This window comes from Hyphomonas sp. NPDC076881 (genome assembly GCF_050269995.1).
GTDB lineage: Bacteria > Pseudomonadota > Alphaproteobacteria > Caulobacterales > Hyphomonadaceae > Hyphomonas.
On the sequence record NZ_JBNNJJ010000012.1, the window covers coordinates 1 to 24,634 of the forward strand.

General features: G+C 63.5%; 23 protein-coding genes. 10 read left to right on the top strand and 13 right to left on the bottom strand.

Annotated elements, in window-relative coordinates:
- The first annotated feature begins 434 nt into the window (after positions 1–434).
- Positions 435–3,089, top strand: coding sequence for a M1 family aminopeptidase (locus ACQKI2_RS13800; protein WP_427380183.1), 2,655 nt, complete (start codon positions 435–437; stop codon positions 3,087–3,089).
- An 85-nt stretch (positions 3,090–3,174) separates the two neighbouring features.
- Here ACQKI2_RS13800 and ACQKI2_RS13805 read toward each other — a convergent pair whose 3' ends face one another.
- Both ACQKI2_RS13805 and ACQKI2_RS13810 read right to left on the bottom strand, forming a co-directional pair.
- The gene (locus tag ACQKI2_RS13805; RefSeq protein WP_427380184.1) at positions 3,175–3,966 is read right to left on the bottom strand and encodes an SDR family NAD(P)-dependent oxidoreductase; all 792 of its coding nucleotides are present in this window, start codon (positions 3,964–3,966) and stop codon (positions 3,175–3,177) included.
- Complete coding sequence (locus ACQKI2_RS13810; RefSeq protein WP_427380185.1) at positions 3,963–4,394, bottom strand: PaaI family thioesterase; 432 nt, start codon at positions 4,392–4,394, stop codon at positions 3,963–3,965. Before ACQKI2_RS13810 ends, ACQKI2_RS13805 begins: the two co-directional genes overlap by 4 nt.
- A 113-nt stretch (positions 4,395–4,507) precedes the next feature.
- On the opposite strand from ACQKI2_RS13810, the gene ACQKI2_RS13815 reads away from it, so the two are divergent.
- Genes ACQKI2_RS13815 through ACQKI2_RS13835 form a run of 5 tightly spaced genes read left to right on the top strand, consistent with a single transcriptional unit; the run spans position 4,508 to position 8,166 of the window.
- Positions 4,508–5,668 carry an acyl-CoA dehydrogenase family protein gene (locus ACQKI2_RS13815; RefSeq protein WP_427380186.1) on the top strand — a complete coding sequence of 387 codons (1,161 nt, stop codon included), beginning with the start codon at positions 4,508–4,510 and terminating at the stop codon, positions 5,666–5,668.
- On the top strand, positions 5,668–6,903 hold the full coding sequence (locus ACQKI2_RS13820) for a serine hydrolase domain-containing protein (RefSeq protein ID WP_427380187.1): 1,236 nt from the start codon (positions 5,668–5,670) through the stop codon (positions 6,901–6,903). Before ACQKI2_RS13815 ends, ACQKI2_RS13820 begins: the two co-directional genes overlap by 1 nt.
- Before the next feature lies 1 nt (position 6,904).
- Positions 6,905–7,513, top strand: a complete 609-nt coding sequence (locus ACQKI2_RS13825) for a hypothetical protein (protein WP_427380188.1) — start codon at positions 6,905–6,907, stop codon at positions 7,511–7,513.
- On the top strand, positions 7,506–7,763 hold the full coding sequence (locus ACQKI2_RS13830; protein WP_427380189.1) for a DUF3253 domain-containing protein: 258 nt from the start codon (positions 7,506–7,508) through the stop codon (positions 7,761–7,763). Before ACQKI2_RS13825 ends, ACQKI2_RS13830 begins: the two co-directional genes overlap by 8 nt.
- Before the next feature lie 25 nt (positions 7,764–7,788).
- A complete protein-coding gene (locus ACQKI2_RS13835) occupies positions 7,789–8,166 on the top strand; it encodes a TfoX/Sxy family protein (protein ID WP_427380190.1) in 378 nt (125 codons plus the stop codon).
- A 2-nt stretch (positions 8,167–8,168) separates the two neighbouring features.
- Here ACQKI2_RS13835 and ACQKI2_RS13840 read toward each other — a convergent pair whose 3' ends face one another.
- Entirely contained in the window at positions 8,169–8,657 is a 489-nt protein-coding gene (locus ACQKI2_RS13840) for a DUF3291 domain-containing protein (protein WP_427380191.1), read from the bottom strand.
- 99 nt (positions 8,658–8,756) lie between these two features.
- A complete protein-coding gene (locus tag ACQKI2_RS13845) occupies positions 8,757–9,557 on the bottom strand; it encodes an enoyl-CoA hydratase/isomerase (RefSeq protein WP_427380192.1) in 801 nt (266 codons plus the stop codon).
- Between the two features lie 165 nt (positions 9,558–9,722).
- Here ACQKI2_RS13845 and ACQKI2_RS13850 point away from each other — a divergent pair, with 165 nt between their 5' ends.
- On the top strand, positions 9,723–11,159 hold the full coding sequence (locus tag ACQKI2_RS13850; RefSeq protein WP_427380193.1) for a coniferyl aldehyde dehydrogenase: 1,437 nt from the start codon (positions 9,723–9,725) through the stop codon (positions 11,157–11,159).
- A gap of 55 nt (positions 11,160–11,214) precedes the next feature.
- Here the strand turns inward: ACQKI2_RS13850 and ACQKI2_RS13855 are convergent, their stop codons facing one another.
- The 3 genes from ACQKI2_RS13855 to ACQKI2_RS13865 all read right to left on the bottom strand — a co-directional run bounded on the left by ACQKI2_RS13855 (position 11,215) and on the right by ACQKI2_RS13865 (position 17,091).
- Positions 11,215–13,335: an alpha/beta hydrolase family protein gene (locus tag ACQKI2_RS13855; RefSeq protein WP_427380194.1), complete on the bottom strand. Its 2,121-nt coding sequence runs from the start codon at positions 13,333–13,335 to the stop codon at positions 11,215–11,217.
- A gap of 130 nt (positions 13,336–13,465) precedes the next feature.
- Positions 13,466–14,734 (bottom strand): dicarboxylate/amino acid:cation symporter, encoded by a 1,269-nt coding sequence (locus tag ACQKI2_RS13860; protein ID WP_427380195.1) that lies wholly within the window; start codon positions 14,732–14,734, stop codon positions 13,466–13,468.
- Between the two features lie 164 nt (positions 14,735–14,898).
- On the bottom strand, positions 14,899–17,091 hold the full coding sequence (locus tag ACQKI2_RS13865) for a lytic transglycosylase domain-containing protein (protein WP_427380196.1): 2,193 nt from the start codon (positions 17,089–17,091) through the stop codon (positions 14,899–14,901).
- Between the two features lie 99 nt (positions 17,092–17,190).
- Here ACQKI2_RS13865 and dapA point away from each other — a divergent pair, with 99 nt between their 5' ends.
- Both dapA and smpB read left to right on the top strand, forming a co-directional pair.
- Entirely contained in the window at positions 17,191–18,072 is an 882-nt protein-coding gene (gene dapA / locus ACQKI2_RS13870) for a 4-hydroxy-tetrahydrodipicolinate synthase (RefSeq protein ID WP_427380197.1), read from the top strand.
- 9 nt (positions 18,073–18,081) lie between these two features.
- Positions 18,082–18,567, top strand: a complete 486-nt coding sequence (gene smpB / locus ACQKI2_RS13875) for an SsrA-binding protein SmpB (protein ID WP_427380198.1) — start codon at positions 18,082–18,084, stop codon at positions 18,565–18,567.
- Between the two features lie 165 nt (positions 18,568–18,732).
- Here the strand turns inward: smpB and ACQKI2_RS13880 are convergent, their stop codons facing one another.
- From ACQKI2_RS13880 to ACQKI2_RS13890, 3 genes are read right to left on the bottom strand one after another with little or no spacing between them, the layout of a single operon-like run.
- On the bottom strand, positions 18,733–19,776 hold the full coding sequence (locus ACQKI2_RS13880) for an alcohol dehydrogenase family protein (protein WP_427380199.1): 1,044 nt from the start codon (positions 19,774–19,776) through the stop codon (positions 18,733–18,735).
- Positions 19,777–19,802: 26 nt separating this feature from the next.
- Positions 19,803–21,029 carry an acyl-CoA dehydrogenase family protein gene (locus ACQKI2_RS13885; protein WP_427380200.1) on the bottom strand — a complete coding sequence of 409 codons (1,227 nt, stop codon included), beginning with the start codon at positions 21,027–21,029 and terminating at the stop codon, positions 19,803–19,805.
- Between the two features lie 44 nt (positions 21,030–21,073).
- A complete protein-coding gene (locus tag ACQKI2_RS13890; RefSeq protein ID WP_427380286.1) occupies positions 21,074–22,126 on the bottom strand; it encodes a phosphotransferase family protein in 1,053 nt (350 codons plus the stop codon).
- Positions 22,127–22,187: 61 nt separating this feature from the next.
- On the opposite strand from ACQKI2_RS13890, the gene ACQKI2_RS13895 reads away from it, so the two are divergent.
- On the top strand, positions 22,188–22,826 hold the full coding sequence (locus ACQKI2_RS13895; protein ID WP_427380201.1) for a helix-turn-helix domain-containing protein: 639 nt from the start codon (positions 22,188–22,190) through the stop codon (positions 22,824–22,826).
- A gap of 17 nt (positions 22,827–22,843) precedes the next feature.
- Here ACQKI2_RS13895 and ACQKI2_RS13900 read toward each other — a convergent pair whose 3' ends face one another.
- From ACQKI2_RS13900 to ACQKI2_RS13910, 3 genes are all read right to left on the bottom strand, one after another.
- On the bottom strand, positions 22,844–23,428 hold the full coding sequence (locus ACQKI2_RS13900) for a hypothetical protein (protein ID WP_427380202.1): 585 nt from the start codon (positions 23,426–23,428) through the stop codon (positions 22,844–22,846).
- Complete coding sequence (locus ACQKI2_RS13905) at positions 23,425–24,081, bottom strand: uracil-DNA glycosylase (RefSeq protein ID WP_427380203.1); 657 nt, start codon at positions 24,079–24,081, stop codon at positions 23,425–23,427. The genes ACQKI2_RS13900 and ACQKI2_RS13905 overlap by 4 nt, the downstream gene beginning before the upstream one ends.
- Before the next feature lie 128 nt (positions 24,082–24,209).
- A complete protein-coding gene (locus ACQKI2_RS13910) occupies positions 24,210–24,554 on the bottom strand; it encodes an endonuclease domain-containing protein (RefSeq protein ID WP_427380204.1) in 345 nt (114 codons plus the stop codon).
- Between the last annotated feature and the right edge of the window lie 80 nt (positions 24,555–24,634).

The following is a 24,634-nucleotide window of genomic DNA, read 5'->3' on the forward strand; positions in this document are numbered from 1 at the left end:
CCGCCGACACATCCTAGCTTTCCCCCCAACCCCGAACCCAGCCCAAATCCCCCGGCCAGCCCCCGCTGCGTCCGGCCAAACCTGCTGCGTGAAACTCTTTTCCTCCGCCCACCCCTTCGTCACACTCGACGGGCGCAGCCCGTCTGAGTGCCTATCTCCCGCCCCATCCCCAGGCGCGCGCCTCTCGGCCCGGAGATAGGCCCTCAGATGCGCTGGCGCGCACCGAGGGTGACGACCCAATGATACCTCGGAAAAGCCGGCAGGGTCAGTTCCGGCTGATCCTGACCCGTCCCCCGCGCCCCCTCGGGAGGCTCGTCGCGAGCCCGAACCTCAAAAAAACCTGCAGGCCCCAATCCCCCTTAAACCATCGATCAAGGGTTCCCTCCCGCGCCTGATGCGGTATTCAGAAGAATACGGGCAGCCGGGGAGTATTCATGCGGTTTCTGATGGTAGCGATTGCGGCGGGCGTCTGCCTTCTGGGGGCCTGTGCCCAGCGCTCTGCCTGGACAGTCCCGGTCCAGCCTGTGGACGAAGCGGCCCTGGCGCGCGTGGCCCCGGCGGGCCGCCTGCCGGCCATGGCCCGGCCCAAGGCCTACCGCGTCGCCCTCGATCTGGACCCGCGCGAAACCCATTTCTCCGGCTATGTCGAGATTGATGTAGAGCTGGCCGCCGCCACCAATGGCATCTGGCTGCACGGCGATGATCTCGGCGTCTCCCGCGTCACGGCCACGGCCGGGGGCGAAACGGTCGAGGCGAGCTGGGCGGAAGTCCTTGATACCGGCGTCGTCTGGGTCGGCTTCCCCCGGCGCCTCGAAGCGCGCCGCGTCACGCTGGCGATCGACTATACCGCCGCCTTCGATACGGGCCTGGCCGGTCTTTTCCGCGTCGAATCCCAGGGCAACTGGTATGCCCTCGCCAAGTCCGAAAGCATTCAGGCGCGCCGCTTCCTGCCGGGCTTTGACGAGCCGGGCCTGAAGGCGCCCTTTGACGTGGCAATCACCGTGCCCGAAGGCATGCACGCCATCGCAAACACGCCGGAGGTCTCCCGCGCCCCGGCTCAGCCCGGCTTTGAAACCATCACTTTCGCGCCCACCCGTCCGCTCTCCACCTATCTGCTCTCCACCGCCGTCGGCAATTTCGACAAGGTGGATCGCGCGGCGCTTCCACCAAATGATGTGCGGCGTACGGAAATTCCGCTCACGGGCTATGCCCGCGCCGGGAAGGGGGAGGAGCTTGCCTTTGCGCTGGACCTGACGCCGGAAATGATGCGCGTCTTTGAAGAAATGCTGGGCCAGCCTTACCCCTATGAAAAGCTCGATATCATCGCCGCCCCGCAATGGCCCTCCGGCGCCACAGAGCTGGCCGCCGCCATCACCTATCGCGAAGGCCGCATTCTCGTGGGCCCCAATGCCGGGCCATCCCTGCTGCGCAGCGTCAAGGAAATCCATGCGCATGAGATTGCCCATATGTGGTTCGGCAATCTGGTCACGCCGCCCTGGTGGGATGATCTCTGGCTGAAGGAAGCTTTCGCCACCTGGAGTGAAACCGCCGTCCTGGAAATCATGGAGCCGCAGGGCAATCATGATCTGGCCGCCGTGGCCGATGGCATTCGCGCCATGTCGCTCGACAGCCTGCAAGGCGTGCGCGCCGTGGCAGAGCCGATCAGCCGCAATGAAGATGTGCGCAATGCCTATGATGCGATCACCTATTCCAAGGGCCAGTCGGTCATCCGGATGATCGACACCTATTTCGGCCCGGATGTGCTGCGCCCGGCGCTCGGGCGCTATATTGCGCAGTATGCAGATGGTGAGGCTGACAGCGCGCGCTTCTATTCCGCCATCGGCAAGGCCAGCGGCCAGCGCGCCATCGGCACTGTGTTCGAAAGCTTCGTCACCCAGCCCGGGGTTCCCCTGGTCACGGCGCGGCCCATGTGCGGCAGCGCCGCTGCCAAGATCGAATTCAGCCAGACGCGCTATCGCCCCATCGGCTCGGAAATTGCTCCCGGCGGCCTGTGGAACATTCCGGTCTGTGCCGCCTGGAAGGATGGCGCCAACACCGGCGAGGTCTGCACGCTCCTCAGCGCGCCTCAGCGCACGGTGGATGTGCGCGGCGCCATCTGCCCGGAAGTTGTCGTGCCCAATGCGAAAGGGGCAGGCTATTACCGGTTTGATCTGCCGGCGGTGTATTGGCATGCCCTGACGGATGATTTCGCCGCGCTTGAGCCGCGTGAGGCTCTGGCCGCCATCGACAGCGCCCAGGCCGCCTTCAATGCCGGGTCGATGGGCGGGGCAGAGTATCTCGGCCTTCTCGAAGCCAGCCTCTCCCATCCCCATGGCACGGTGCTGATCTTTGCGCTGAACGCCTGGGACGCGCTGCTCGCCCAGCTTGGCGAAGAGGCAGAGCCGGCAAAGGCCCGCGCGTCTGCCGCGCTCGCCCGGCGGGATGACCCTTCCGAGCTGGAAGCGGGGATGCGCCTGCGCGGTTTCCGGGCCGCGTCCCTGCAGGAGCCTGAGGCCCGCGCCGCCCTGGTCGCCGAGGCCGATGCGTTCCTCTCAGGCACGGGCGAACTCTCCAGCGACCTCTACACCTACGCCCTGCGCGCGGCGCTGGAGGAGGGGGGCACGGCGATGGTCGATAAGGTGCTCGCCGCCATCGCCCGCCTGGACGATGCCGTTTTCCTCCAGGCCGCTGCCGACAGCCTCGGCAGCGCCGCCTCGCCGGAGGATGCTGCCCGCGCGCTCGATCTCATCTATGAGGGCGGCATCAGCCAGCAGGTCACCTTCTCCCTCGCCCAGAGCCTGATGAACAACCCGGCCCATCGCGACAGGACCTGGGCCCGCCTCACCGGAGACTTCCCCGGCTTCACGGCCCGGGTGCCCTCCCAACTGCGCCGCAACACGCCGCGCCTGGCACGCGCCTTCTGCGACCCCGCCATGATCCCGGATCTGGAAGCCCTCTTCGCCGCCGGCAGCCGCGACCTTGCCGGGCATGAACGCGCGCTGGACGAAACGAAGGAATATCTGACGCTCTGCGCCGCGCAGAGAGAGAATGCCCGCGCGGTGATCCTGCCTGTCCTGGCGCGTCCCTGATCTGTCCGGAAATGTCCGGATTTGTCCGCTGGATGTCATCCCGTGTCCGCGCCATGACACGGGATGACGCCGGTTTGGCGCGGCTTCAGGCGTTCTTGATCGTCAGCCCGCCATCCACTGGAATGTGGACACCGTTGAGGAAACTCGCCGCCGGCAGCACGAGGGAAAGCGTCATGTGCGCCACCTCTTCGGGGATGCCATACCGGCGCAGCGGCACCCGGCGTTTGGCGTATATCTCCTTGTGTTCATCGGAGATTCCGGCGGTGATCCCGGTGATGATCGGGCCGGGGCAGATGCAGTTCACCGTGATGCCCTCGCGGCCCAGATCCACCGCCAGGCCGCGCGTCAGGCCGATCACGCCATGCTTGGCCGCCACGTAAGGGGAATTGCCCGGCGTTGCCCCCAGCCCTTCGGTGGACGCGATGTTGACAATCCGCCCCCAGCCATTCTTCCGCATATAGGGCAGGGCCGCCCGGATCGCCCGCTGGTGCGAGGTCAGCATGACATTGAGGGAGGGCCCCCAACTGTCCTCATAGCTTTCCTCTCCAACCTGGCCGGGGAGGGCGAACCCTGCATTGTTGACGAGGATATCCATGCCGCCAAAATGCGCGGCGGCCTCGTCCACCACCCGCTTGATCGCGGCGCCATCGCCCACATCCAGGGCCCAGCCTTTCACATGCTCGATGCCGGCCGCCTTGATTTCATTGACGACCTTGTCGACGTTTTCCTGGCGCAGGTCCGTCACCGCCACATTCGCGCCCTCGCGGGTAAAGAGATGGGCCGTCGCCCGCCCCATGCCGCTGGCCGCGCCGGTGATCAGCGCCGTCTTGCCTTTGATACTTCTGGATAATTCCTGATAAGGGGGTTGTTCGTTCATGCCTGTTTCCTCCGTTTTTTGATTGTGCCTGAAAAATTGAGAACCGGCCGGCCATCCTGGCCTGTCACCAGCCCGCGCACGAAGCTGAGAGATCCGCCCTTGCGCAGCGTATCCCCGCGCGCTTCCAGCCGTTCCCCCTCCAGCGCCCCGTCAAGGAATTCCGCGGTAAACGCCACCGTGACCCCGTAGGAGCCTTCCATGGCCTCATGGCCAATCGCGAACAGGGCAAAATCGGCAAAGGTCATCAGGCAGCCGCCATGCACAACGCCCCCGGCATTCATATGCTTGCGCGCCACCCGGAACGCCGCAACCGGGCCCTTCTCGTCGACCTTGAAATAGAACGGACCGGCCGTTTCATGCTCGAAGGGCTCCTCGGCCCATGTGGTCCAGCCTGCAAACTCACCGCTCTCGACAATCGTTGTGGACATGGGGCTCCATCTCTTTTTTTGACTGCGGCACCTTACCGTCAAGCGCCCCTTCGACAAGCGCCGCATTGGGGCATAGAGTGGGCGCCGAAGAGAAATGACGGGAGAAGAAACCCATGGCCTTTGACGCCGAAACCCGCGCCGCCCTGATCGAACAGGTGCGCCGCTTTGTGACCGAAACCTGCGTGCCGGTGGAGGCCCAGGTCTCAGAAGAAGACGCAGTTCCCCAGCATGTGGTTGACGCCATGAAGGAGCTTGGCCTGTTCGGCGTTGCGGTGCCGGAGGAATTCGGCGGGCTCGACCTCGACATGGAAACCGAATGTCTGGTTGCCATGGAACTGGGGCAAACCTCCCCGGCGTTCCGTTCCGTCGCCGGCACCAATATCGGCATCGGCAGCCAGGCCCTCGTCCTCTTCGGCACGCCCGAGCAGAAGCAGAAATGGCTGCCCGGTATCGCCTCCGGCGACCTGATCGCCAGCTTCGCGCTGACCGAGCCGGAAGCGGGCTCTGACGCCGCTGGCCTCAAGACCAAAGCCGTGCGCGACGGGGACCATTACATCCTCAACGGCACCAAGCGCTATATCACCAACGCCAACAAGGCCGACCTCTTCACCGTCATGGCACGGACAAATCAGGACGAGCCCGGCGCCAAGGGGGTCTCTGCCTTCATCGTGGAGCGCGGCACGCCTGGCCTCTCCGTCGGCAAGCCTGAGAAGAAGATGGGCCAGCAGGGCGCCCATATCTGCGACGTGATCTTCGAGAACGCCCGCGTGCCGGCCGCCAACATGATCGCCAAGGAAGGCGAGGGCTTCAAGGTGGCCATGAGCGTGCTGGACAAGGGCCGGCTGCACATCTCGGCGGTGGCGACCGGCGTTTCCAAACGCCTGATCCGCGAGATGGTGACCTACTCTCTGGAGCGCCGCCAGTTCGGCAAGCCGATCTTTGAGCATCAGATGCTGCAGGCGCTGATCGCCGACAGCCAGGCGGAAACCTATGCCGCCGAATGCATGATCCTGGACGCCGCGCGCCGCCGCGATGCGGGCGAGGACATCACCATGCTTGCTTCGTGCACGAAGCTTTTTGCGACTGAGGCCTGCGGGCGTGTGGCTGACCGCGCCGTGCAGATTTTCGGCGGGGCAGGCTATGTGGCCGATTACGGCATCGAGCGGTTTTACCGCGATGTGCGCATCTTCCGCCTCTATGAAGGCACCAGCCAGATTCAACAGATAATCATCGCGCGTGAACTGGCCCGCGCGGCCAAAGCGGGGAGCCTCTGATGTTTGAACATGACCTGACCGATCCGAGTGACGTTGGTTTGAATGCGGAGCGTCTGGATGCGATTCCGGACTTCTTCCAGAAAAACTATATCGACAGCGGCAAGGTCCCCTGCATGGCCACGCTGGTTTCGCGTGGGGGCGAGATTGCCCATGAGAGCTATATCGGCGCGACCGAGATGGGCGGCAGCCAGCCAATCAGTTCAGAAACGATCTTCCGCATCTATTCAATGACCAAGCCGGTCACCACACTGGCCATCATGATGTTGTTTGAGGAAGGCAGGCTGCGCCTCGAACATCCCGTCAGCCGCTACATTCCCGAATACAAGAATGTGAAGGTCTGGGCAGGCGGCTCGGCGGCAGCGCCGAAGCTGAAAGACCCTGACCGCGAGATGACGATCCTTGATCTGATCACGCACACGTCAGGTCTGACATACGGCTTCCTGATGCAGGATGAGACCGACGAGATCTATCGCCGTGAAAAGGTTGGCCATCCGAAACAGACCCTGCAGGAAATGGCGCGCCAGATGGCGGGCCTGCCGCTGGCCTTCTCGCCGGGAACCGAATGGCGCTACAGCCATTCCATCGACGTGCTCGGCGCGATCATCGAGATCATCACTGGCCAGGAGCTGGACGCCTTCTTCCGGGAACGGATCTTTGGTCCGCTGCAGATGAATGATACCGACTTCTGGGTGCCGGAAGACAAGATCGGCCGGCTGATGGCCTGTTACCAGAAAGACGCCAAGACCGGCGAGACCACGCTGGCTGATCCGGGCGGCGCGGCGTCCAAACTCTATGCCAAGCGGCCGGTTCAGCTGAATGGCGGCGGCGGGCTTGCCTCCACGGTGCGGGATTATCACCGTTTTGCCCTGATGCTGCTGCGCGGCGGCACTCTGGACGGCGCGCGGATCATCAGCCCCAAGACATGGGAATTCATGCGGCAGAACCATCTGCCCGGCGGGCAGACCATGCGCGGCATGGGGCGTTCGGCGTTCACCGAGGTGATGGCCGAGGGCGTGGGCTTCGGGCTGGGCGGATCGGTTGTCACCGACATCGTGCAGACCCGCCAGCCGGGCAGCGATGGCACGTTCAGCTGGGGCGGCCTTGCCTCCACCTTCTTCTGGATCGATCCGGAAGAGGAGCTGATCGCGGTTCAGGCCACCCAGTTGATGCCATCATCGACCTATCCGATGCGGATACAGCTTCAGCAACTTGTCTATGCGGCGATTGACTGGTGACATGAACGGGCTTCGGGTTCTAGTCTGCGCAACGGCAATACTGGCGACAGTATCGTCTGCTCAGGGGCAGGCACTCAGGGAACCAGGATTACTCTCTCGTTATCATCAGTTGATAGCGGAGTTTGATCGGCAGGGATTTGCAGCCTTCGAGAATGACTACCTTTCGGAGCTTGGGCCGCAGGGCGATCCTTGCCTTTTTGGTTGCAATTCGGGCTTCTCGGGGAATAGCCCTAATGTGCACGGTGACGGATACCGCGAATTCCTCATCCGCGCCGACCTTGTTACGCTTGCGCGAATGCTGCACTACCCGGAAAGCGCACTGATCAATCTGGAGCGGTCTACGGAACTTCTGCAAACGTATCACGAATCTTATCTTGCAAACGATCCATACGCCGAGTCATCGACCGGTCTTGATGAGCGCTTTTGGGATGCGGCATGGAAAGACTATGCAGGCTGCGTCGGCACTATCATTCCGCCGGTTCTTCCCGCAGCAGTCCTCCGCGGCGAAGTGCAGCAGTTGAGGTATCGCGTTTCTTTATCTCCTGAAGACAGGCTAAGACTTAACTTGATCGACCAGACACTTAGAAAGATGACGGCAGAAGATGACTGAGGCAAAGCCCGTTTCGGTTCGCGAGGCCATCCTGACGCTTACGGCGGCAAAAGGCGCCGGCAAGACCATCGCCCCAGAAGATGCCGCGAAAGCTATCAGCTCTGAACACTTCGTCCGGGTACTGAAGGATGTGCGTGCCGAAGCCATTCGCCTGCACAAGGCGGGCCTCATCACGATTTACCGCAAGGGTAAGCCGGTGGAAGACCTGGACACGTTCAAGGGTGTGTACCGCCTAGGGGTGCCGGTTTAGCCGCGCCGGGCGTTAGTGAGGATACATGCCGAAGCCGCCCGACCCATTTCACGAATTCGTGCTGGAACTGTTTTCCGGCGTTGGGCCGGTCAATATCCGGCGCATGTTCGGCGGGGCGGGCGTCTATCAGGATGGCGTGATGTTCGCGCTTCTTGCCGATGACCAGATATTCCTGAAGGTAGATCCGGCCCTGCGGGATGATCTGTCAGCGGAAGGGGGCGCGCCTTTTCTCTATCTGCGCTCAAGCGATGCCAGGCCGATAGACCTTGGCTATGTCAGCCTGCCGTCTTCAGCGATGGATGATCCGGATGAGGCCGCCCTCTGGGCGCGCCGGGCGCTGAGCGCGGCGCGGGCGGCAAAGGCCAAGAGCCCGCCGAAGAAGCGCAAGCCGAAATCGGCGTAAGCTCAGGCGACGGCTGGGCGCGGGGTGGGCTGTTCCAGAGAAAATGCGTAGTCGGATGATCCGTGGCGGCGCAGATGCTGCAGGCGCTGGAAGCCGTCTTCCAGGGTGAAGCGGTCGCCCTTGCGGGCCCACCACATGACGAAGCCGGGGCCGTCGCTGCGGTCGATCTCCTGGCCGAGGCGGCGCATGCCCGGCGGGTGGGTGCGGCCATTATAGGTAAAAGCTTTCAGATCTTCGAGCGAGCGCCAGACGGCCATGGTCGAGACTTCAGGCGAGCGCCAGTCTTCGGGGTAGGGGAAGGCGTCCTTGTACGTCCGCCAGCTCTGATCCGGGCAGCGCAGGCCGTGTTCGTGATAGTGAAGCCCTTCAAACTGATCGGCATCTGCAAAGATGCGCGGCAGAATGGACAGGAAGGTCAGAACATAAGGGTTTTCGAGCGTGAACGACCCGAGCGGGCGCACGCAGTTGAAGTGTATCAGCCGAAAATCCATCTTATCTCGTCCCCATGAGGTTCGATTTTTCGCGAACCCTATGGGGACAAGGTTGATTAATCTTTAAGGTGCAACCGATTTCAGTGGCGCAATCCTGGGTTACTTGCCTTTGAACTCTGCAGGCCGCTTTTGGAGGAAGGCGCTGACGCCTTCCTTGAAGTCGTCCGTGCGGCCGGCCGTGCGCTGGGCAACGCGCTCATTGTGCAGGGCGGCGCCGAAGTCTGCCTCGCTGGCGTCCCAGATGATCTTGCGGGTGAGGGCAAGGGCCACGGTCGGGCCGGCGGCGAGCTTGCCGGCAAATTCCAGCGCCGTTGGCAGCAGTTCGGCGTCATCGACGACCCGGTTGACGAGACCCCAGCTCAGCGCCTGATCAGCGGAAACCTTTTCGCCGAGAAGGGCCATTTCCATGGCGCGGACACGGCCGATGGTGCGGGCGAGCAGCCAGGTGGAGCCGCCATCGGGCACAAGGCCGATGCGGCGGAAGGCCTGGAGGAAGTAGGCGCTCTTGCCGGCGATCACGAGGTCGCCCATCAGACCGAGCGCGCAGCCGACCCCGGCGGCGGCACCATTCACCGCGGTGATGACCGGATGGGGATGCTCGCGAATGGCGGTGACCAGCGGATTGTAGAAAGCGTCCAGCGCCTTGCCGGCGTCGGGCTTGGAGCCGGGGAAAGCGATTTCGGGGCCAGAGCCCATGCCGCCGAGATTGGCGCCCGAGCAGAAGCCGCGGCCCTTGCCGGTGAAGATGGTGCAGCGGGCTTCATTGGCGGCCACTTCAAAGGCGTGCAGCAGCTCGATGGCGGTATCGACGCCGCAGGCATTCAGCGTCTTGTCATCATTGAAGGCGATGATCGCGGTGTCGCCATTGCGCTCATAGGAAATCTTTTCGTACGTCGCCATTGGCGTCTCCCTCTGTAAATCTGGTCTTGCTGGCAAGGTTCTAGAGGCAAGCTTTGCGTCCGTGAACGCCTCACGCCGGGTAAGCGGTTTTCGATGCCTCTTGGGGAAACGCTGAACAGGCGCTACAGTGTTCAACGACCATAAGGGATTGGGAGATATCAGCACATGGCCCTCGACGCCGCGCCGGCTTCCGGCATGAATGCACTGCTTGCCAAACAGAAGGCCGCGCATCTGCGCGACGGGATCCCGTCGGTGCAGAAACGGATCGAATGGCTCGACAAGTCTATTGACCTGTTGGCCACGCATGGCGCCGCGCTGAACGATGCGATGGCGGCTGATTTCGGCCACCGGTCGAAAGACCAGTCGAACCTGACCGACATTGCCGGCTCCATCGGCGCGTTGAAACATGCCAAGGCGCATGTGGCCAAATGGGTGAAGCCGGAGAAGCGCAAGGTGGAGTTTCCGCTGGGGCTGCTGGGCTCGAAGGCTGAGTTGCAGTTCCAGCCCAAGGGCGTGATCGGCGTGATCAGCCCGTGGAACTTCCCGGTGAACCTCACCTTCACGCCGCTGGCCGGCGTGTTTGCCGCTGGCAACCGCTGCATGATCAAGCCGTCCGAGTTCACCGAGGCGACTTCGGAGCTGATGAAAGAGCTGATCGCGAAATATTATGCGCCCGAAGAATGCGCCGTCGTCACCGGCGGGCCGGATGTGGGGGCGGAGTTCACCAAGCTTGCCTTCGATCACATCCTCTTCACGGGGGCGACCTCGGTGGCCAAGCATGTGATGCGGGCGGCGGCGGACAATCTGGTGCCGCTGACGCTGGAGCTGGGCGGCAAGAGCCCGGTGATCCTCGGCCGCTCGGCAGACCTGCAGAAGGCGGCAAACCGGATCATGGCCGGCAAGACGCTGAATGCCGGGCAGATTTGTCTGGCTCCGGACTATGCCTTCGTGCCGAAGGAGAAGACCCAGGACTTCGTGATGGCCGCGACCAAGGCGGTGGAGACGATGTATGCTTCCGGCCTGAAGGACAATGACGACTATACCTCCATCGTCAATCAACGCCATTTTGACCGGATTACCGGCTATGTCGAAGATGCCCGCGCCAAGGGCGCCCAGGTGATCGAACTCAACCCCAAGGGCGAGAACTTCTCCCAGCAGCCCCACCACAAGATCCCGCCGACGATCATTGTGGACCCGACCGATGATATGCGGGTGATGCAGGACGAGATTTTCGGGCCGATCCTGCCGATCAAATCCTATGGCGATGCCAAGGACGCGGTGGCCTATATCAACGCGCATGACCGCCCGCTGGGCCTCTATTATTTCGGTGAGGACGAGGGCGAGAAAAGCTTTGTGCTGAACAACACCACGTCGGGCGGGGTGACGGTGAATGATGTGATCTTCCATGTGGCGCAGGAAGAACTGCCCTTCGGTGGTATCGGCCCGTCGGGCATGGGTTCCTATCATGGCCGCGAGGGCTTCCTCGAATTCAGCCACAAGAAGGCGATCTATACCCAGACGAAGAGCGAATTGCTGGCCATGATGCGCCCGCCTTATGGCGACAAATACCGCGCGCAGGTGAAGGGCCGGATGAAGAAATAGGCTCTGGCCGGATTATTTCAGAAAGCGCCGGCGGGGCTCCGCCGGCGCTTTTGTTTTAGGGGGTAGTTGATGCGCTGACAGGAAGGTGTTTTGCGAGGAAGGCATCAAGTGCGCGCAGCATTTCGATCCGTGTCTCTGATCCTGACAGCCAGTGATCTTCACCCTTGAGGCGCACGAGAGTTACGTCTTTTCCGTATTTCTTCAGGGCGCGTTGCATTTTTTCGCTCTGCGCAATCGGCACAACAGTATCGTCTTCTCCGTGAACCATCAGTATAGGGATTTTGACCTGATCGGCAAAATTGATAGGAGAAACTTCGCGCATCCGTTTGGCGCGAGTGTCGCCATCGGCGATTACGCGCCGCCAGTAAGCGACGGCCCAATGGTCGTTTCCGTAGTTGCTGCGTGTATATAATACCATGTCATTCAAATCGGACACACCCGCGACAGCAACGCTGCATCGGTAGACATCTGGTGTCAGCGCCGCGCCGGCCAGCGCCGCATAGCCGCCATAGCTGGCGCCGACGATGCAGACCTTTTCAGGGTCGATGATGCCAAGCGAATTCAGCGCCGTAATACCGTCGGCGAGATCATCCTGCATCTTGCCACCCCATTCCCCGTTACCTGCCGTCTGGAATGCCATTCCGTAACCGCTGGAACCCCGGAAATTTGGCTGGAGGACGACATAGCCGCGGCTCGCCAGGAACTGGGCCATCCAGTCGAAGTTTGCGCTGTCATAAGAGGCGGGGCCTCCGTGCGGGAGAATGATCAGAGGACGTTTTACTTTCTCTTCTACCTCGACGCCCGGCGGCAGGGTGAGAACTGCTGGAATTCTCAGCCCATCGCGCGCGCTATATTCTATTCCGAGCGGGAACGAGACCTGTCCAAGCGGAATCTGGTCCCGTGACGTGGCGATGCGCTCAATCTTCTTGTTCGCCACGTCATGCACGATCCATGCCTCTCCGTAGGCGGGCGCGAAGACAAAGTAGAGCACGAACTTGCGATCCTGAGACCAGGAGTCGAGTTGGATGAATCCATCCGGAATTGAGGCGGAGACTTCCTTGAAACTTGCGCCAAGTTCCGGGTCAAGAAACTCGTAGGTGGGACGCATACCCGAATAGCGGACGCCGAGGACCCGGCGTTCGTCATCCTTGTAGATCATGTCGATGTCCCGGTTCGGGTGGTTGAGGATCGGGCCGGAGATCTGGCCATCAAAGCCAAGCACCATCAGGCCGCTGAAATTTTCCTCATCGTTCGTATAAACGAATACGAGGCCGGACCCGTCTGGCATGACCCCGGTAATGGAGAACGGCATCGTTTTGGCATCTTTCAGCTCAAAGATGGTTTTCCATCCTCCATCCCGGATTTGAACCTGATACTGGTTATTTTCGTTATTGTATCGTTCGCGCGCGATCACCTCGCCCTTGCCATCGGTAAACCAATCAATCGTGTCGTTGGTGCCTCTGTGTTTCGTTGATCCGCCGCCTGTCTCAAGGCTTACCTGGATAAGGTGGTTGTTCGGAACGGAAGCAAGGTTGCCAATGTAGGCCGGCATGAGGACGGTGCCCGGCGCGTCGCCTCTGCCAACAATGCGGCCGAGCCCGGTCTGCGAGGGGTAAAGGTTTCTGACACGGCTGAGCAGCGGGACGGGATTGCCGCCCAGGACGCCGATCGAGAATGCGCCGGAAAACTCGTTCCGGTGCCGCATACCGAAAGGCCGGGCCGTCGCGGAGACAAGCGCGATGACATGGTCCTCGTCATAAAAGGCAACTTCGCGGGCGCGGATAGTTTCAATGCCGAGCTGACGCAGCAACTCACCCGCTCGCGTCATGATGATCAGCCAGCTGTTCGCATTGGAATTGGCGACGACCGCAATCCGATCGCCGCTGGGGGAAAGTTCCGCGTCCGTGAAGAATGGCAGGGCGCCATATGCTTCCAAAGGTGGCGGTGGTTCGGCGCTGACAAAAGGGGCGGCGAGGAACAGCGCGCAGAAGCCCGCCAGCAGCTTTCGCATGAGAAGTGTCCCGGAATCGAAGGGAAATGTCGGATATGATGTTCTGTTTGAAGTGGATTTCCGGCCTCGTAAACAAAGAAACGTAAAGTGTTGTCCTGCGCCTCCAAAATTCGCGTGAAGCCCGGAGTTGGGGGGGCGGAATGAGCAGGAGCAGTGCAGCGCCATGGGACGCTTATACCTTCGCTACCGGAGGGGGCAGGCAGGAACACCCCTGTCGCGCGGCGGCGCAGTTATCGTGTCAGACTGTCTATTTTTTGAGCGTTTCAGGGACAGTTTGGGTCACTTCGGGGAGAGGTCAGGCGGTTTCCGGGGCGATGGTGCGTATGCCTTTGTCGCCCTTGTTGAGGATGGTGGTGACGGCGAGGTCTGCGGTGACGTTGCCGACGGTGCGGAAGATGTCGGGGATGACTTCCACGGCCAGGAGGAGGGGCAGAAGTTCGATCGGGGCGCCCATGGCGAAGCAGATGGGGGCGATCGAGACGAAGAAGCTGACCTGGCCGGGCAGGCCGACCGAGGAAATGGAGACAGCGAAGGCGACGAGGCCGGCGGCGATCATCTGGGCGGGCGACGGCGTGATGCCGGAGACATGGCAGATGAAGAGAACCACGGCGAGATTGGCCACCGGGCTGGTGAGGCGGAAGACGGCGACCGAGAGCGGCAGGACGAGGCCGGCGACATGTTCGGGCACGCCGAGATTGCGGCGGGCGGTTTCCACCATGACCGGCAGGGTGCCGATGGAGGACTGGGTGGAGAAGGCAACGACCTGCGCTTCGGCGACGGCGCGGGCAAAGCGCAGCGGACCCACGCCGCCGAAGAGCGCGGCGAGCGGATAGCAGAGCAGCACCACGGCGATACAGCCTGCCGACACCAGAACCACATAATGGAAAAGGGCGCCGGTGGCGCCGAGGCCACCCCGCAGGCCGAGCGTGAGCGCGAGAGCGAAGACGCCGAGGGGCGCGGCGAGCAGCACCCATTTGACGATGACGATCATCGCATCGGCCACCGCATCGAAGAACTTCACCAGCAGGACACGCTGTTCCTCCGGCAGGCGGGTGACGGCGAAGGCGAAGAAGAGGGCGAAGATCACCAGCGGCAGGATGGCATTGCTGGCTGCCGCCGCGAGCGGGTTGGATGGGATGAGCGAGGTGAGCCAGGCGGCAAAGTTGATCGTCTGGGGCGCGGCCACTTCACCCCCGGTGGCTCCGGCGATCAGGGCGCTGGCGCTTGCCTCATCCACCGGGAAGGCCGCGAGGGCCGCTTCGACGCCGATGAAGGTGAGCACGGTGGCCCCGGCCAGCAGCAGCGAGAACCAGAGGATGGCCCGCATGGCGAGGCGCCCGGCGGTCATGGCATCGGAGACGGCGGCCACGCCGACCACCAGCAGGGAGAAGACCAGCGGGATGACCGTCATCTGAAGGCAGCCGAGCCAGACCGAGCCGACGGCCTGGGCCGCTTCGGGCAGCCATTCGGGCACATCGCCCGTGCCCGCGACCAGCGCGCCGCCGACAAGGCCGAGCAGTAAGGCGGCGAGGACCTGTGCCGACAGCGATTTCAGAAAGGACATGGATTGGCTCCCGGCTTACCCTGCGTGTTTCTGAGCATCGCCGGGGCGAGGGCGCAAGCACTGATGGCCGGGAAGGGCGCGCGGGAGAAGGTATCTGACCCGATCAGGGGCGTGTGGGGGCAGGGTATCTCCCCTCTCCCCAGGGAGAGGGGGCTAGCAGGGAGTCAGCGGCGGCCGCGTTTCAGGTCTTCGGTGATCTGGATGTCGGCTTCCTGGCCGGAGATGCGGTGGCGGTAGACCTGAATGTTTTCGAGAACGCGCTGGATGTAATTGCGGGTCTCGGAGAAGGGGACGAACTCCACCCAGTCAACCGGGTCGATCTGGCCGGTGCGGGGGTCGCCATAATCGCGCACCCACTGGCTGGGGCGGGAGGGGCCGGCATTGTAGGCCGCAGCCGTCATGATGTAGCTGCCGCCGAACTGGCTGAGCAGCGTGTCGAGGTGCAGGCCGCCCAGGGTCATGTTATAGGCAGGGTCTGTGGTGAGCCAGGACTGCTCATAGGGCATGCCGCGCAGGCGGGCTTCAGCACGGGCGGTGGACGGCATGAACTGCATCAGGCCGAGGGCGCCGACGGGGCTGCGGGCGTTGGGGTTGAACTCGCTCTCCTGGCGCGTGATGGCGAGGATGAAGGCGCGCTCCACCTGCGGCTGGCGCGAGAGGGGATGCATCAGCACCGGATAGGCCGCTTCGGGCGCCAGTACGCCCTTGAAGAGACCGGCCTTGCCGGCGCGCACGGCCGTGTCGGGTTGGTCCATCTGGTGGTTGAGCTGGGCGAGCAGCTCGAACTCTGCGGGGGTGGAGAGCACGTCATCGAGATGGTGGGAGAAGGTGCGGTAGATGCCCATCTCGCCCGTGGCGCCGATCAGGCGCAGCGCGCGGACCATCGGGTTTGCCTCGAAGGCGGCGACTTCCTCCGGCGACGGAACAATTGCCGGGCCGAAATGGATATTGCGATCCCCGATACGCTCGGCCGAAAGCTGGCCGTAATAGGTGTATTTATGGGCGGCGGCGGCGCTGTAGGCGATCAGGGCCTGGTCTGACTGGCCGAGGGCGTCGCGGGCGCGGCCGGTCCAGTACTGGCCCCGGGTGAGGCTGACGGGTGAGGAGACGCCGTTGGTCATCGTCTCGAAATGCTTCACGCCGCGGGTGGCGTCGCCGTTCAGGCGCAGGGCGATCCAGCCGGCGAGCCATTCGGCCTCGGCAAAGTCCGAGCCGCTGGACATGCCATGGGGCGCGGTGAGGCTGTAGGCGCGGGCATAGTTGCGGGCTTTGAGATCATTGCGCACGGCGATGGCGCGTTCGCGCCAGAGACGGCTGCGCCCGGCAGCAGGCACATCCTTGCCGTTGATCTGGGTGAGCAGCGGGGCGACGGCATCGTCCATATTCTTGGCGCGGCGCCAGTTGGCGCGCTCATAGAGGAGGCCCGGATGGTTTTCGAGATTGGCCGGCACCGCGCGGATGGCGGCGTCGACATTGCTGGCGCGCTTCATCAGGGCGAGGCGGGCATCGGTGAGCTGGCGATAGTCGGCCGTGAGCTGGGGCTTGAGGGCTTCGGCATCCGAGCGCTGGCCGGTCCAGAGGAGGAAATCGACGCGGGCGCGGTGGTCGTCCTGGCTGAGGGACTGGCCCCAGCGGGCGAGCACCGTGCGCTGAAGCGAGGAGTCCAGCGTGTTGCCCCGCCAGACATCGCGGATCACCTCTTCGGCCTTCGCGCTCTGCCCGGTCTGGCGCAGGGCGTTGGCCAGGGCGACCTTGCCGGCGCCGGTGATGGGGCCGGACTCGGTCAGCCATTTGACCTTGGCTTCGGCCGATAGGGAGCTGTCGTCGATAATCTCCTCCGCGCGGCGGCGCATCTTGTCGGTCTGCGGCCAGGTGGAGAGGGTGGTGAGGGCGAAGTTCAACTCGTCGAACGTGGTGCCGGGCACGCCGTCTGCGGCGCGTTTCCAGAGGATGAGATCGCGCACGGTGGGGTCGGCAGCGTCATACTGGAGGCGGGTGGCCTCACTCCAGGCGCCGCGATTGATGGCGGTGAAGGCGGCCTGCAGCTGGGCAATGCTGGCCGGGCTGACGGGCTGGGCCGGCAGCAGGCTGGGCATGGCGGCAGGCAGGGGCGCGGGCGCGCCTGCGGGGGTGGCGAGCGGGGCAGCGCCCGGGCTGGCCGGAGCGGCGCCGGGCAGCTGAACGCCTGGGGTGAGCGCGCGCAGCACCGGGGCGGGCGTGGTTTCCTCGGCCAGAGCTGGCACCGGGGCCGGAGAATCGGCGCGCGGCTTCAGGCTGGGGCTTTCGGGCCGGGAGGCGGCCGACGTGCCCGTGAGCAGGAAAGAAATCGCCACAAAAACAGCGGAAATGCGGAGCATGGAACGGCTACCCGAGTTTATTTCTGCGCCAAAGCGTGACAAGTCAGCTTCCTGAGCCTAGCACGCAAATCCCAACCAATCCCTGAACGGCACGTTAAAATGTTTCACGGCTCAATCCCAGCCCTTGTAACACCCTTCAAGAACGGCGCGATCGACGAAACCGCCTTTGCGGCGCTGGTCGAACGCCAGATCGCGGGCGGATCGGCCGGCCTTGTGCCCGTCGGCACGACGGGGGAAACCTCGACGCTCTCCACCGAGGAGCACAAGCGGGTCGTCTCGCTTTGTGTTGAGGTGGCAGCAGGGCGCGTGCCGGTGATCGCCGGGGCGGGCTCCAACTCGACCGATGAGGCAATCGATCTGGTGGCCCATGCCAAGGCTGCCGGGGCGGATGCGGCCCTCGTCGTGTGTCCCTATTACAACAATCCCAATCAGGATGGGCTGTACGCTCACTTTCGCGCGATCAATGACGCGGTGGCCCTGCCGGTGGTGCTTTACAATGTGCCGAGCCGGACGGTGGTGGACCTGAAACCCGAAACCGTGGCGCGGCTGGCCGAGCTGCCCAACATCGTGGGCATCAAGGACGCCACCGGCGACATGGACCGGGTGACCTATCACTCCGCGCTGATCGGGGACCTGGAACAGTTCGTTCAGCTCTCGGGCGATGACCCGTCCGCGCTCGGCCATCTGGCCATGGGCGGGGCGGGGTGTATCTCTGTGACCGCGAATGTGGCGCCCGAAATGTGCGCGGCGATGCATGCGGCGTTCCAAGACGGAGACCTGGAAAGCGCCCGCGCCATCGAGCGGCGGCTGATCGCTCTGCACCGGGCAATGTTCTGCTCGCCCTCGCCGGGGCCGGCGAAATATGCGCTCTCCCGCCTGGGCCTCTGCGCGCCGGAGGTTCGCCTGCCGCTGACCGGGCCGGATGAAGCTGCGCGCGCGCAGATCGATGCCGCCATGGCGCTGGCGGGGATCAATACCTAAGTAGCGCGTATGGCGACCAAGAAGAACGAGCAGATCAAAGGGCGCACCGACGGGCTGGTGGCGGAGAACCGCCGCTCCCGGCGCGAGTATTCCGTGGAGGATACGCTGGAGGCCGGCATCATGCTGGTCGGCTCGGAAGTCAAATCCCTGCGCGAGGGGCGGGCGAACATTGCCGAAGCCTATGCCTCGGTGGAGCAGGGCGAGCTGTGGCTGATCAATGCCGAGATCCAGACCTATGGCGGGGCCAACCGGTTCAACCATGAACCGCGCCGGAAAAGGAAGCTGCTGGTTTCCCGGCGGGAACTGGTAAAGCTCAGCCAGGAAGTGGACCGGGCGGGGCGCACGATCGTGCCGCTGAAGCTCTATTTCAACGACAAGGGCCGGGCGAAACTGCTGATCGGCGTCGCCACAGGCCGCAAGGCGCATGACAAGCGCGAGCATGAGGCCAAGCGCGACTGGGCGCGCGACAAGGCGCGGATCATGAAGGCGGGGTAGGGCGAGGCCCTCACCTCCCACGCCCTTCGGGCGCGGGCCCCTCCTCTCCCGGAGGGAGAGGGGCTTTGGCGTGCCATCTTGAGGTAACAGTTTGGCCGGGTGCAACTTACCCCTCTCCCTCCGGGAGAGGAGGGGCCCATTGCGTAGCAATGGGAGGTGAGGGCCCTACAAGCTCAGATCAAACACCATCTTCATCGCGCCCTCTGTGCGCTTGTCGAAGATGTCGTAGGCGCGGGCGCCGTCTGAGAGCGGAAGATTGTGGGTGATGTATTTTTCCGGCTTGATGCGGCCGGACTGGACCAGCGGGATGAGTTCCGGCCATTCCTGGGGCACTGAACACGTCCCGATACGGAAGGTGAGGCCCATGCCGAAGGCTTTCGAGATGGGGAATTCCATCGTGCGATCCTGGGCAACGCCGATGACTGAGACCGTGGCGCGCTTGCCCGAGAGGCCGAGGGCGGCGCGGATGGTGGCGGTGTGGCCGACCGCTTCGATGACGCTGTCGCACATGCGGCCCTTTGTGGCCTCCTGAATGATCGCGCGGGCGTCCGCCGGGTCTGGTGTTTCGAGGCCGATGGCGCGGCCGGCGGCGCGGCGCTCTTCCACAAGGTCGATGCCGAAGACGCGCGAGGCGCCCATGATGAAGGCCGCTTCCGCCGCCAGAAGGCCAATCGGGCCGAGGCCGACGACGGCGACGGTGGCCCCGCGCTGGATATCGGCATTGCGGGCGCCGAACCAGGCGGTGGCGAGGGCGTCTGTCATCATCAGGGCTTGATCGAGGCTGACGCCGTCCGGGATTTTCTGGGCATTGAAATCGGCCGCGGGCACACGGACGAATTCGGCCTGGCAGCCTTGCAGCTTTGACGAGAGGCCGTAACAGCCGCTGGCATTATATTCACAGCGGTTGACGACCCCGGCAAGGCAGGCGCGGCACTGGCCGCAGCCGACGGCTGCCGAGATCATCACCTTGTCGCCCACCTTCAGCTGGCGCACACCCCGGCCAGCCTCAACCACTTCGCCGACCGCTTCATGGCCGACGCAATAGCCGGTATCCTCGGAGAAGGTTTCGCCATGATAGATGTGCAGGTCGCTGCCGCAGATGGCGCATTTGTCGACCTTGATGATCGCGTCGCGGTCATCATGCAGCTCAGGATCGTGCATCGTTTCATAGGCGATGTCGCGGGGGCCGCGATAGACGAGGGCTTTCATGGGAAACTTCTCCTTGAGCGGATGGGTCAGCGCGCCGGAAGGGCGTTGTATTCCTGGATCTTCATCTTGCCGAGCTGGGACATGTGGACCTCATCCGGGCCGTCCGCGATGCGCAGGAAGCGGTTAAGGGTGAAGAAGTCTGCCACCGGCGTATCGCCGCTGACACCCATGCCGCCATGGGCCTGGATGGCGCGGTCGCACACGGTTTGCGCCATTTGGGGCGCGATGACCTTGATGGCGGCGATGAGATCCTTGGCGATCTTGTTGCCATAGCGGTCCATCGCGTCGGCGGCTTTCAGCGTCAACAGGCGGGCCATCTCGATTTCGCAGAAGCTCTTGGCAACATCCTGGCGGATGGAGGATTGATCGGCCAGCTTGCGGCCGAAGGCGACACGGTTTTCCACGCGGCGGGCCATGATTTCCAGCGCGCGCTGGGCCTGGCCGATGGAGCGCATGCAATGGTGGATGCGGCCCGGCCCGAGGCGGCCTTGCGCGATTTCAAAGCCACGGCCTTCGCCGAGGATGAGGTTTTCCCTCGGCACGCGCACATTCTCAAAGCGCAGTTCGCACTCGCCGCCGGGGGAGTTCTTCGAGCCGAAGACCGTCTGCTGGCGGACGATGGTGATGCCGGGGGTAGAAGGTTCGACAAGAATTTGCGAGTGCTGGGCATGGCGCGGATTGTCGAGCAGGGTCTTGCCCATGACGATCCAGATCTTGCAGTTCGGGTTCATCGCGCCGGAGATCCACCATTTGCGGCCATTGAGGACGTAATGATCACCGTCCGGAATGATGGTGAGCTCAAGGTTTGTCGCGTCGGAGGAGGCTACCTGCGGCTCGGTCATCACATAGGCGGAACGGATGGTGCCTTCGAGCAGGGGCTTGAGCCAGCGTTCCTGCTGGGCGGGGGAGCCGAACTTGGCGAGGACTTCCATATTGCCGGTGTCAGGCGCCGAGCAGTTGAAGAATTCCGAAGAATGCGGCACGCGGCCCATGATTTCCGCCAGCGGAGCATATTCCAGATTGGTGAGACCGGGGCTGAACTCGCCATATTCATGCGGCAGGAAGAGATTCCAGAGGCCTTCGGCCTTGGCCTGATCCTTCAGCTTGTCGATACCCGGCCAGCGTTTCCAGAGATTTGCCGGATCGTCGTTCCAGTCCACCTGTTCCTGCTCGGAGGGGTAGACGTGCTTGTCGAAGAAGGCTTCGAGGCGGGCGATCAGGTCTTTGGTCTTGGTACTGTGTTCAAACTGCATGAGGTGGTCCTGTCTGCGTTTTCGTTTCTTGTGGGGAAGGGGTGTCAACTGATCCAGCGCAGGGCGCGTTCGAGCAGCCAGATAGTGCGGCGGTGGAGATCGTCACCGGTCTCCTTCGGGGCCTTGCCGGCGCAGGCGCGCGCATAGGTGCCCTCAAGGATGATGCCGAGCTTGTAGCAGGCGAGCACGCTGTACCAGTGGAGGCCGGAGAGATCTCGGGTGGTCTGCCCGGCATAATGGGCGACGAGTTCGTCCGCTGTCGGAAAACCTTCCCAGGGCTGGACAGCGACTGTGCCGGCGCTGGACCTGTCGGCCTCATCCGGCCAGGTGGCGAGGAGCCAGCCGAGATCGAGCAGCGGATCGCCGATGGTGGTCAGCTCCCAGTCCACGATGGCGGCAAGGCGGGGGGCATCGAAGCGGAACATGACATTGGCGAGGTGATAATCGCCATGGATGATGCCGGGCTGGAAGCTGCGGGGACGGTTTGCGTCCAGCCAGTCGCCCACGCGGTTCACGCCGGGAATGTCCTTGCGGCCATCCCATTCGGGGATTTCGGCATAGCTTTCCAGCTGCGCCTTCCAGCGGCCAACCTGACGCTCAAGATAATTGTCCACCTTGCCGAGGCCTTCGAGGCCCAGGGCGATATAGTCCTGCGCGCCGAGGGCGGCGATGCCATCGACGAGGGAGAGGCCCATCTGATGGCGCAGCTTCGGCGAGGTGGCGAAGGGCTCGGGCAGGCCCGTGGTGGCGTTATAGCCGTCGATGGGCTCCATCAGATAGAAGGCGGCGCCGAGGACGGTTTCATCCGGACACGCCGCAATCAGGCCGGGATGGGGGACGTTGGTACCTTTCAGGGCGGCGAGCATGCGCGCCTCGCGGCGCATCGTTTCGTTGGAATTGGCCCGCAGCACCGGTGGCGGGCGGCGCAGCACATAGGCGCGGCCGGCGCGGGTGAATTTCAGGAGGATGTTCTGCGTGCCGCCCGCGAGGCGGACATCATTTTCGATGGGCCCGCTGCCAAGGCCATGGCTGTCCATCCACGCCGCCAGCGCAGCGAGATCTACAGGATTGCTCACGATTTTCCTCCCGGCGATTATTCTTTTAAGTCAATTGGATAATATGGTTGACTGAAAGCACAGCTTTTTGCAAGCTTGCCGTATGGTCCGCCTGCACGAAAAAACCGAGAGTGAAGCCGTTGAGGCGCTGAAACGCGCGGCGATGAAGCTGTTTGCCGAGCGGGGTGTGGACGGGGTGACCGTGCGCGAGATTGCCGCCGCTGCGGGCCAGCGCAATCATGGCGCGGTGGGGTATCATTTCGGATCGAAGGCCGATCTTATCCGTGCGCTGATCGTGGACGGGGCCAGACTGATCAATGACCGGCGCCATGCGGCGCTGGACGCGCTGGAGGCGTCCGGCGAGGCGCTCACGCTGGAAGAGGTGCTGGGGATTATCGTGTATCCGTCCGTAGACCTCACGCCAGAGGGCGAAGAGGAATGCTATAACCGGTTCATCGTGCTGTTTGCGATGACGCACCGGGCGCTGTTCATGGAGGCCCTCGGCGGGCAATGGAACTCAGGCTTCAAGCGGTGCCTTGATCATCTGCGCGCGTTCATGGGGCATCTGCCCCGCGCCCGTCAGACCGAGCGGATCGTGTTTCTGGAGTCCTATCTCGGCTCTGTGCTGGCGGCGCGGGAAGCGCGGCTGGCCGATACAAGCCGGTCACACCCCACCTGGTCGCGGCCAGCGGTCCTGCAGCATCTGGTGGCGACGATGGCGGCGATCGTGCGGGCGCCCTGAGGGCGGGGGGATCTGCTTCAGGCGTGATCCGGGCCGATGCGGAACCAGTCACATATCTTCACCGCGAGCGCGTGGCCCTCGGCGCCGGAAATCTCCGTCAGCCAAGCGTCAAGGCGCAGGGCAAATTCGCTGAAGGTTTCCTCGACCCGTTCCAGCGCGGCGGCGAGTTCATCATAGGTGATCGGGAGGGTTTCATCCTCTGCCTCATTGTCTATGTCCGTATGCAGAAGGAGACCGCTGGGCAGGGGCTCGACACGGGGAGAGGGATCATGGCCGAGCCAGGGCGTGCCTTCGCCTTCCAGCGCCCAATACCACTCCCGCCAGCTTTCCAGGCCGCAGCAGCAGGACGGCTCGATCATGTAATCGCCCTTCAGGAGGATCAGGCCGCCGGGAAGGATCTGTTCCTCGCGGACAAGCAGGCCGGCTGCGATGGCGGGCAGGGTGGCGGGGGTTTCCTCATCGCGTTCCTTGCCATAGTCGAAGAGGGCGATGAGAAAAGCAGACAGCGCTTCCGGGGGCATGCTGCCATCAAGGAAATGAAACGGGGTGTGCCGGCCAGGATAGCTCTCGCCTTCATAGCAGGGGCGCAGCTGCAGGATCATGCCACCGCCTTGCGGGCCTCAGCGAAGACGGCTTCGAACATCTCTGCGGTGAGCCGGCCTGTGTTCGTGTTGTAACGCGAGCAGTGATAGGAGGAGAGCAGGGTGACGGGTTTGCCGTTTGCCGCGACCGCATACTTTGTTCCGTGGCCGAATGGATATTGAGCGACCTTCAGGCCGAGGGCGCGCAGGGTGGAATCATGGCTGATCTTGCCGAGGCAGAGGATGGCTTTCAGTTTCGGCAGGGAAGCGATGCGCGCCTCCAGAAACGGGCGGCATTGGTTGATCTCGGCGCCGACGGGCTTGTTTTCCGGGGGCACGCAGCGCACGGCGTTGGTGATCATCGCGCCGGTGAGTTTCAGACCGTCATTGGGATCGGCAGCAAAGGTGCCCTCTGAGAAACCGAACTTGTCGAGTGTGGCATAGAGCAGGTCTCCCGCCCAATCGCCCGTGAACGGACGGCCTGTGCGGTTGGCCCCTGTGACGCCGGGGGCGAGGCCGACGATGAGCAGTTCCGCATCGTCCTTGCCGAAGCTCGGGACCGCGCCGTTGAACCAAGTGGGTTCTTTCGCCTGTACGGCCTCGCGGTAGGCCACGAGGCGCGGGCAAAGGGGGCAGTCGCGAGGGGCTTCGGGGGCGGCAGTGATTTTTTTCATGGCCGCCTCTTAGCCCCTTCTCCCCTGAGGGAGAAGGGGTTGGGGTTGAGGGGGGAGAGGCAAAGGATAGAATGGAGACGTTCAGGACCCTCACCCCCAACCCCCTCTCCCTGTGAGGGAGAGGGGGCTTAGAGGCCGAGCTTTTCCTGCACGAGGCGCATCAGATGATCGGGGTGTAGGGCGTCTCCAGCGGGGATGCGGAGGATGGTCCAGCCGAGGCTTTCGAGCATCTTGTCACGTTCTTCATCGCGTTCCTGGACTTCGGGCCGCGCGTGAACGCCGCCATCAATCTCGATGACCAGCCGGGCGCGTGTGATGGCGAAATCTGCGATGACACCGTTGATCGGGTGCTGGCGGCGGACGGGGAAGCCGTGATCGCGCAAGGTGCGGAGCGTTTGCCAGGCGAAGTCTTCCGGCGCGTTGGAGGATTTGCGGAGGCGGCGGGCGCGTCGAATGGCGGGGTCGTCTGTCAAAGCCCCTTCTCCCCCTTGGGGAGAAGGGGTTGGGGATGAGGGGGGAGGCAGCGCACACAGTCTCGGGCGCCGCAAACCCT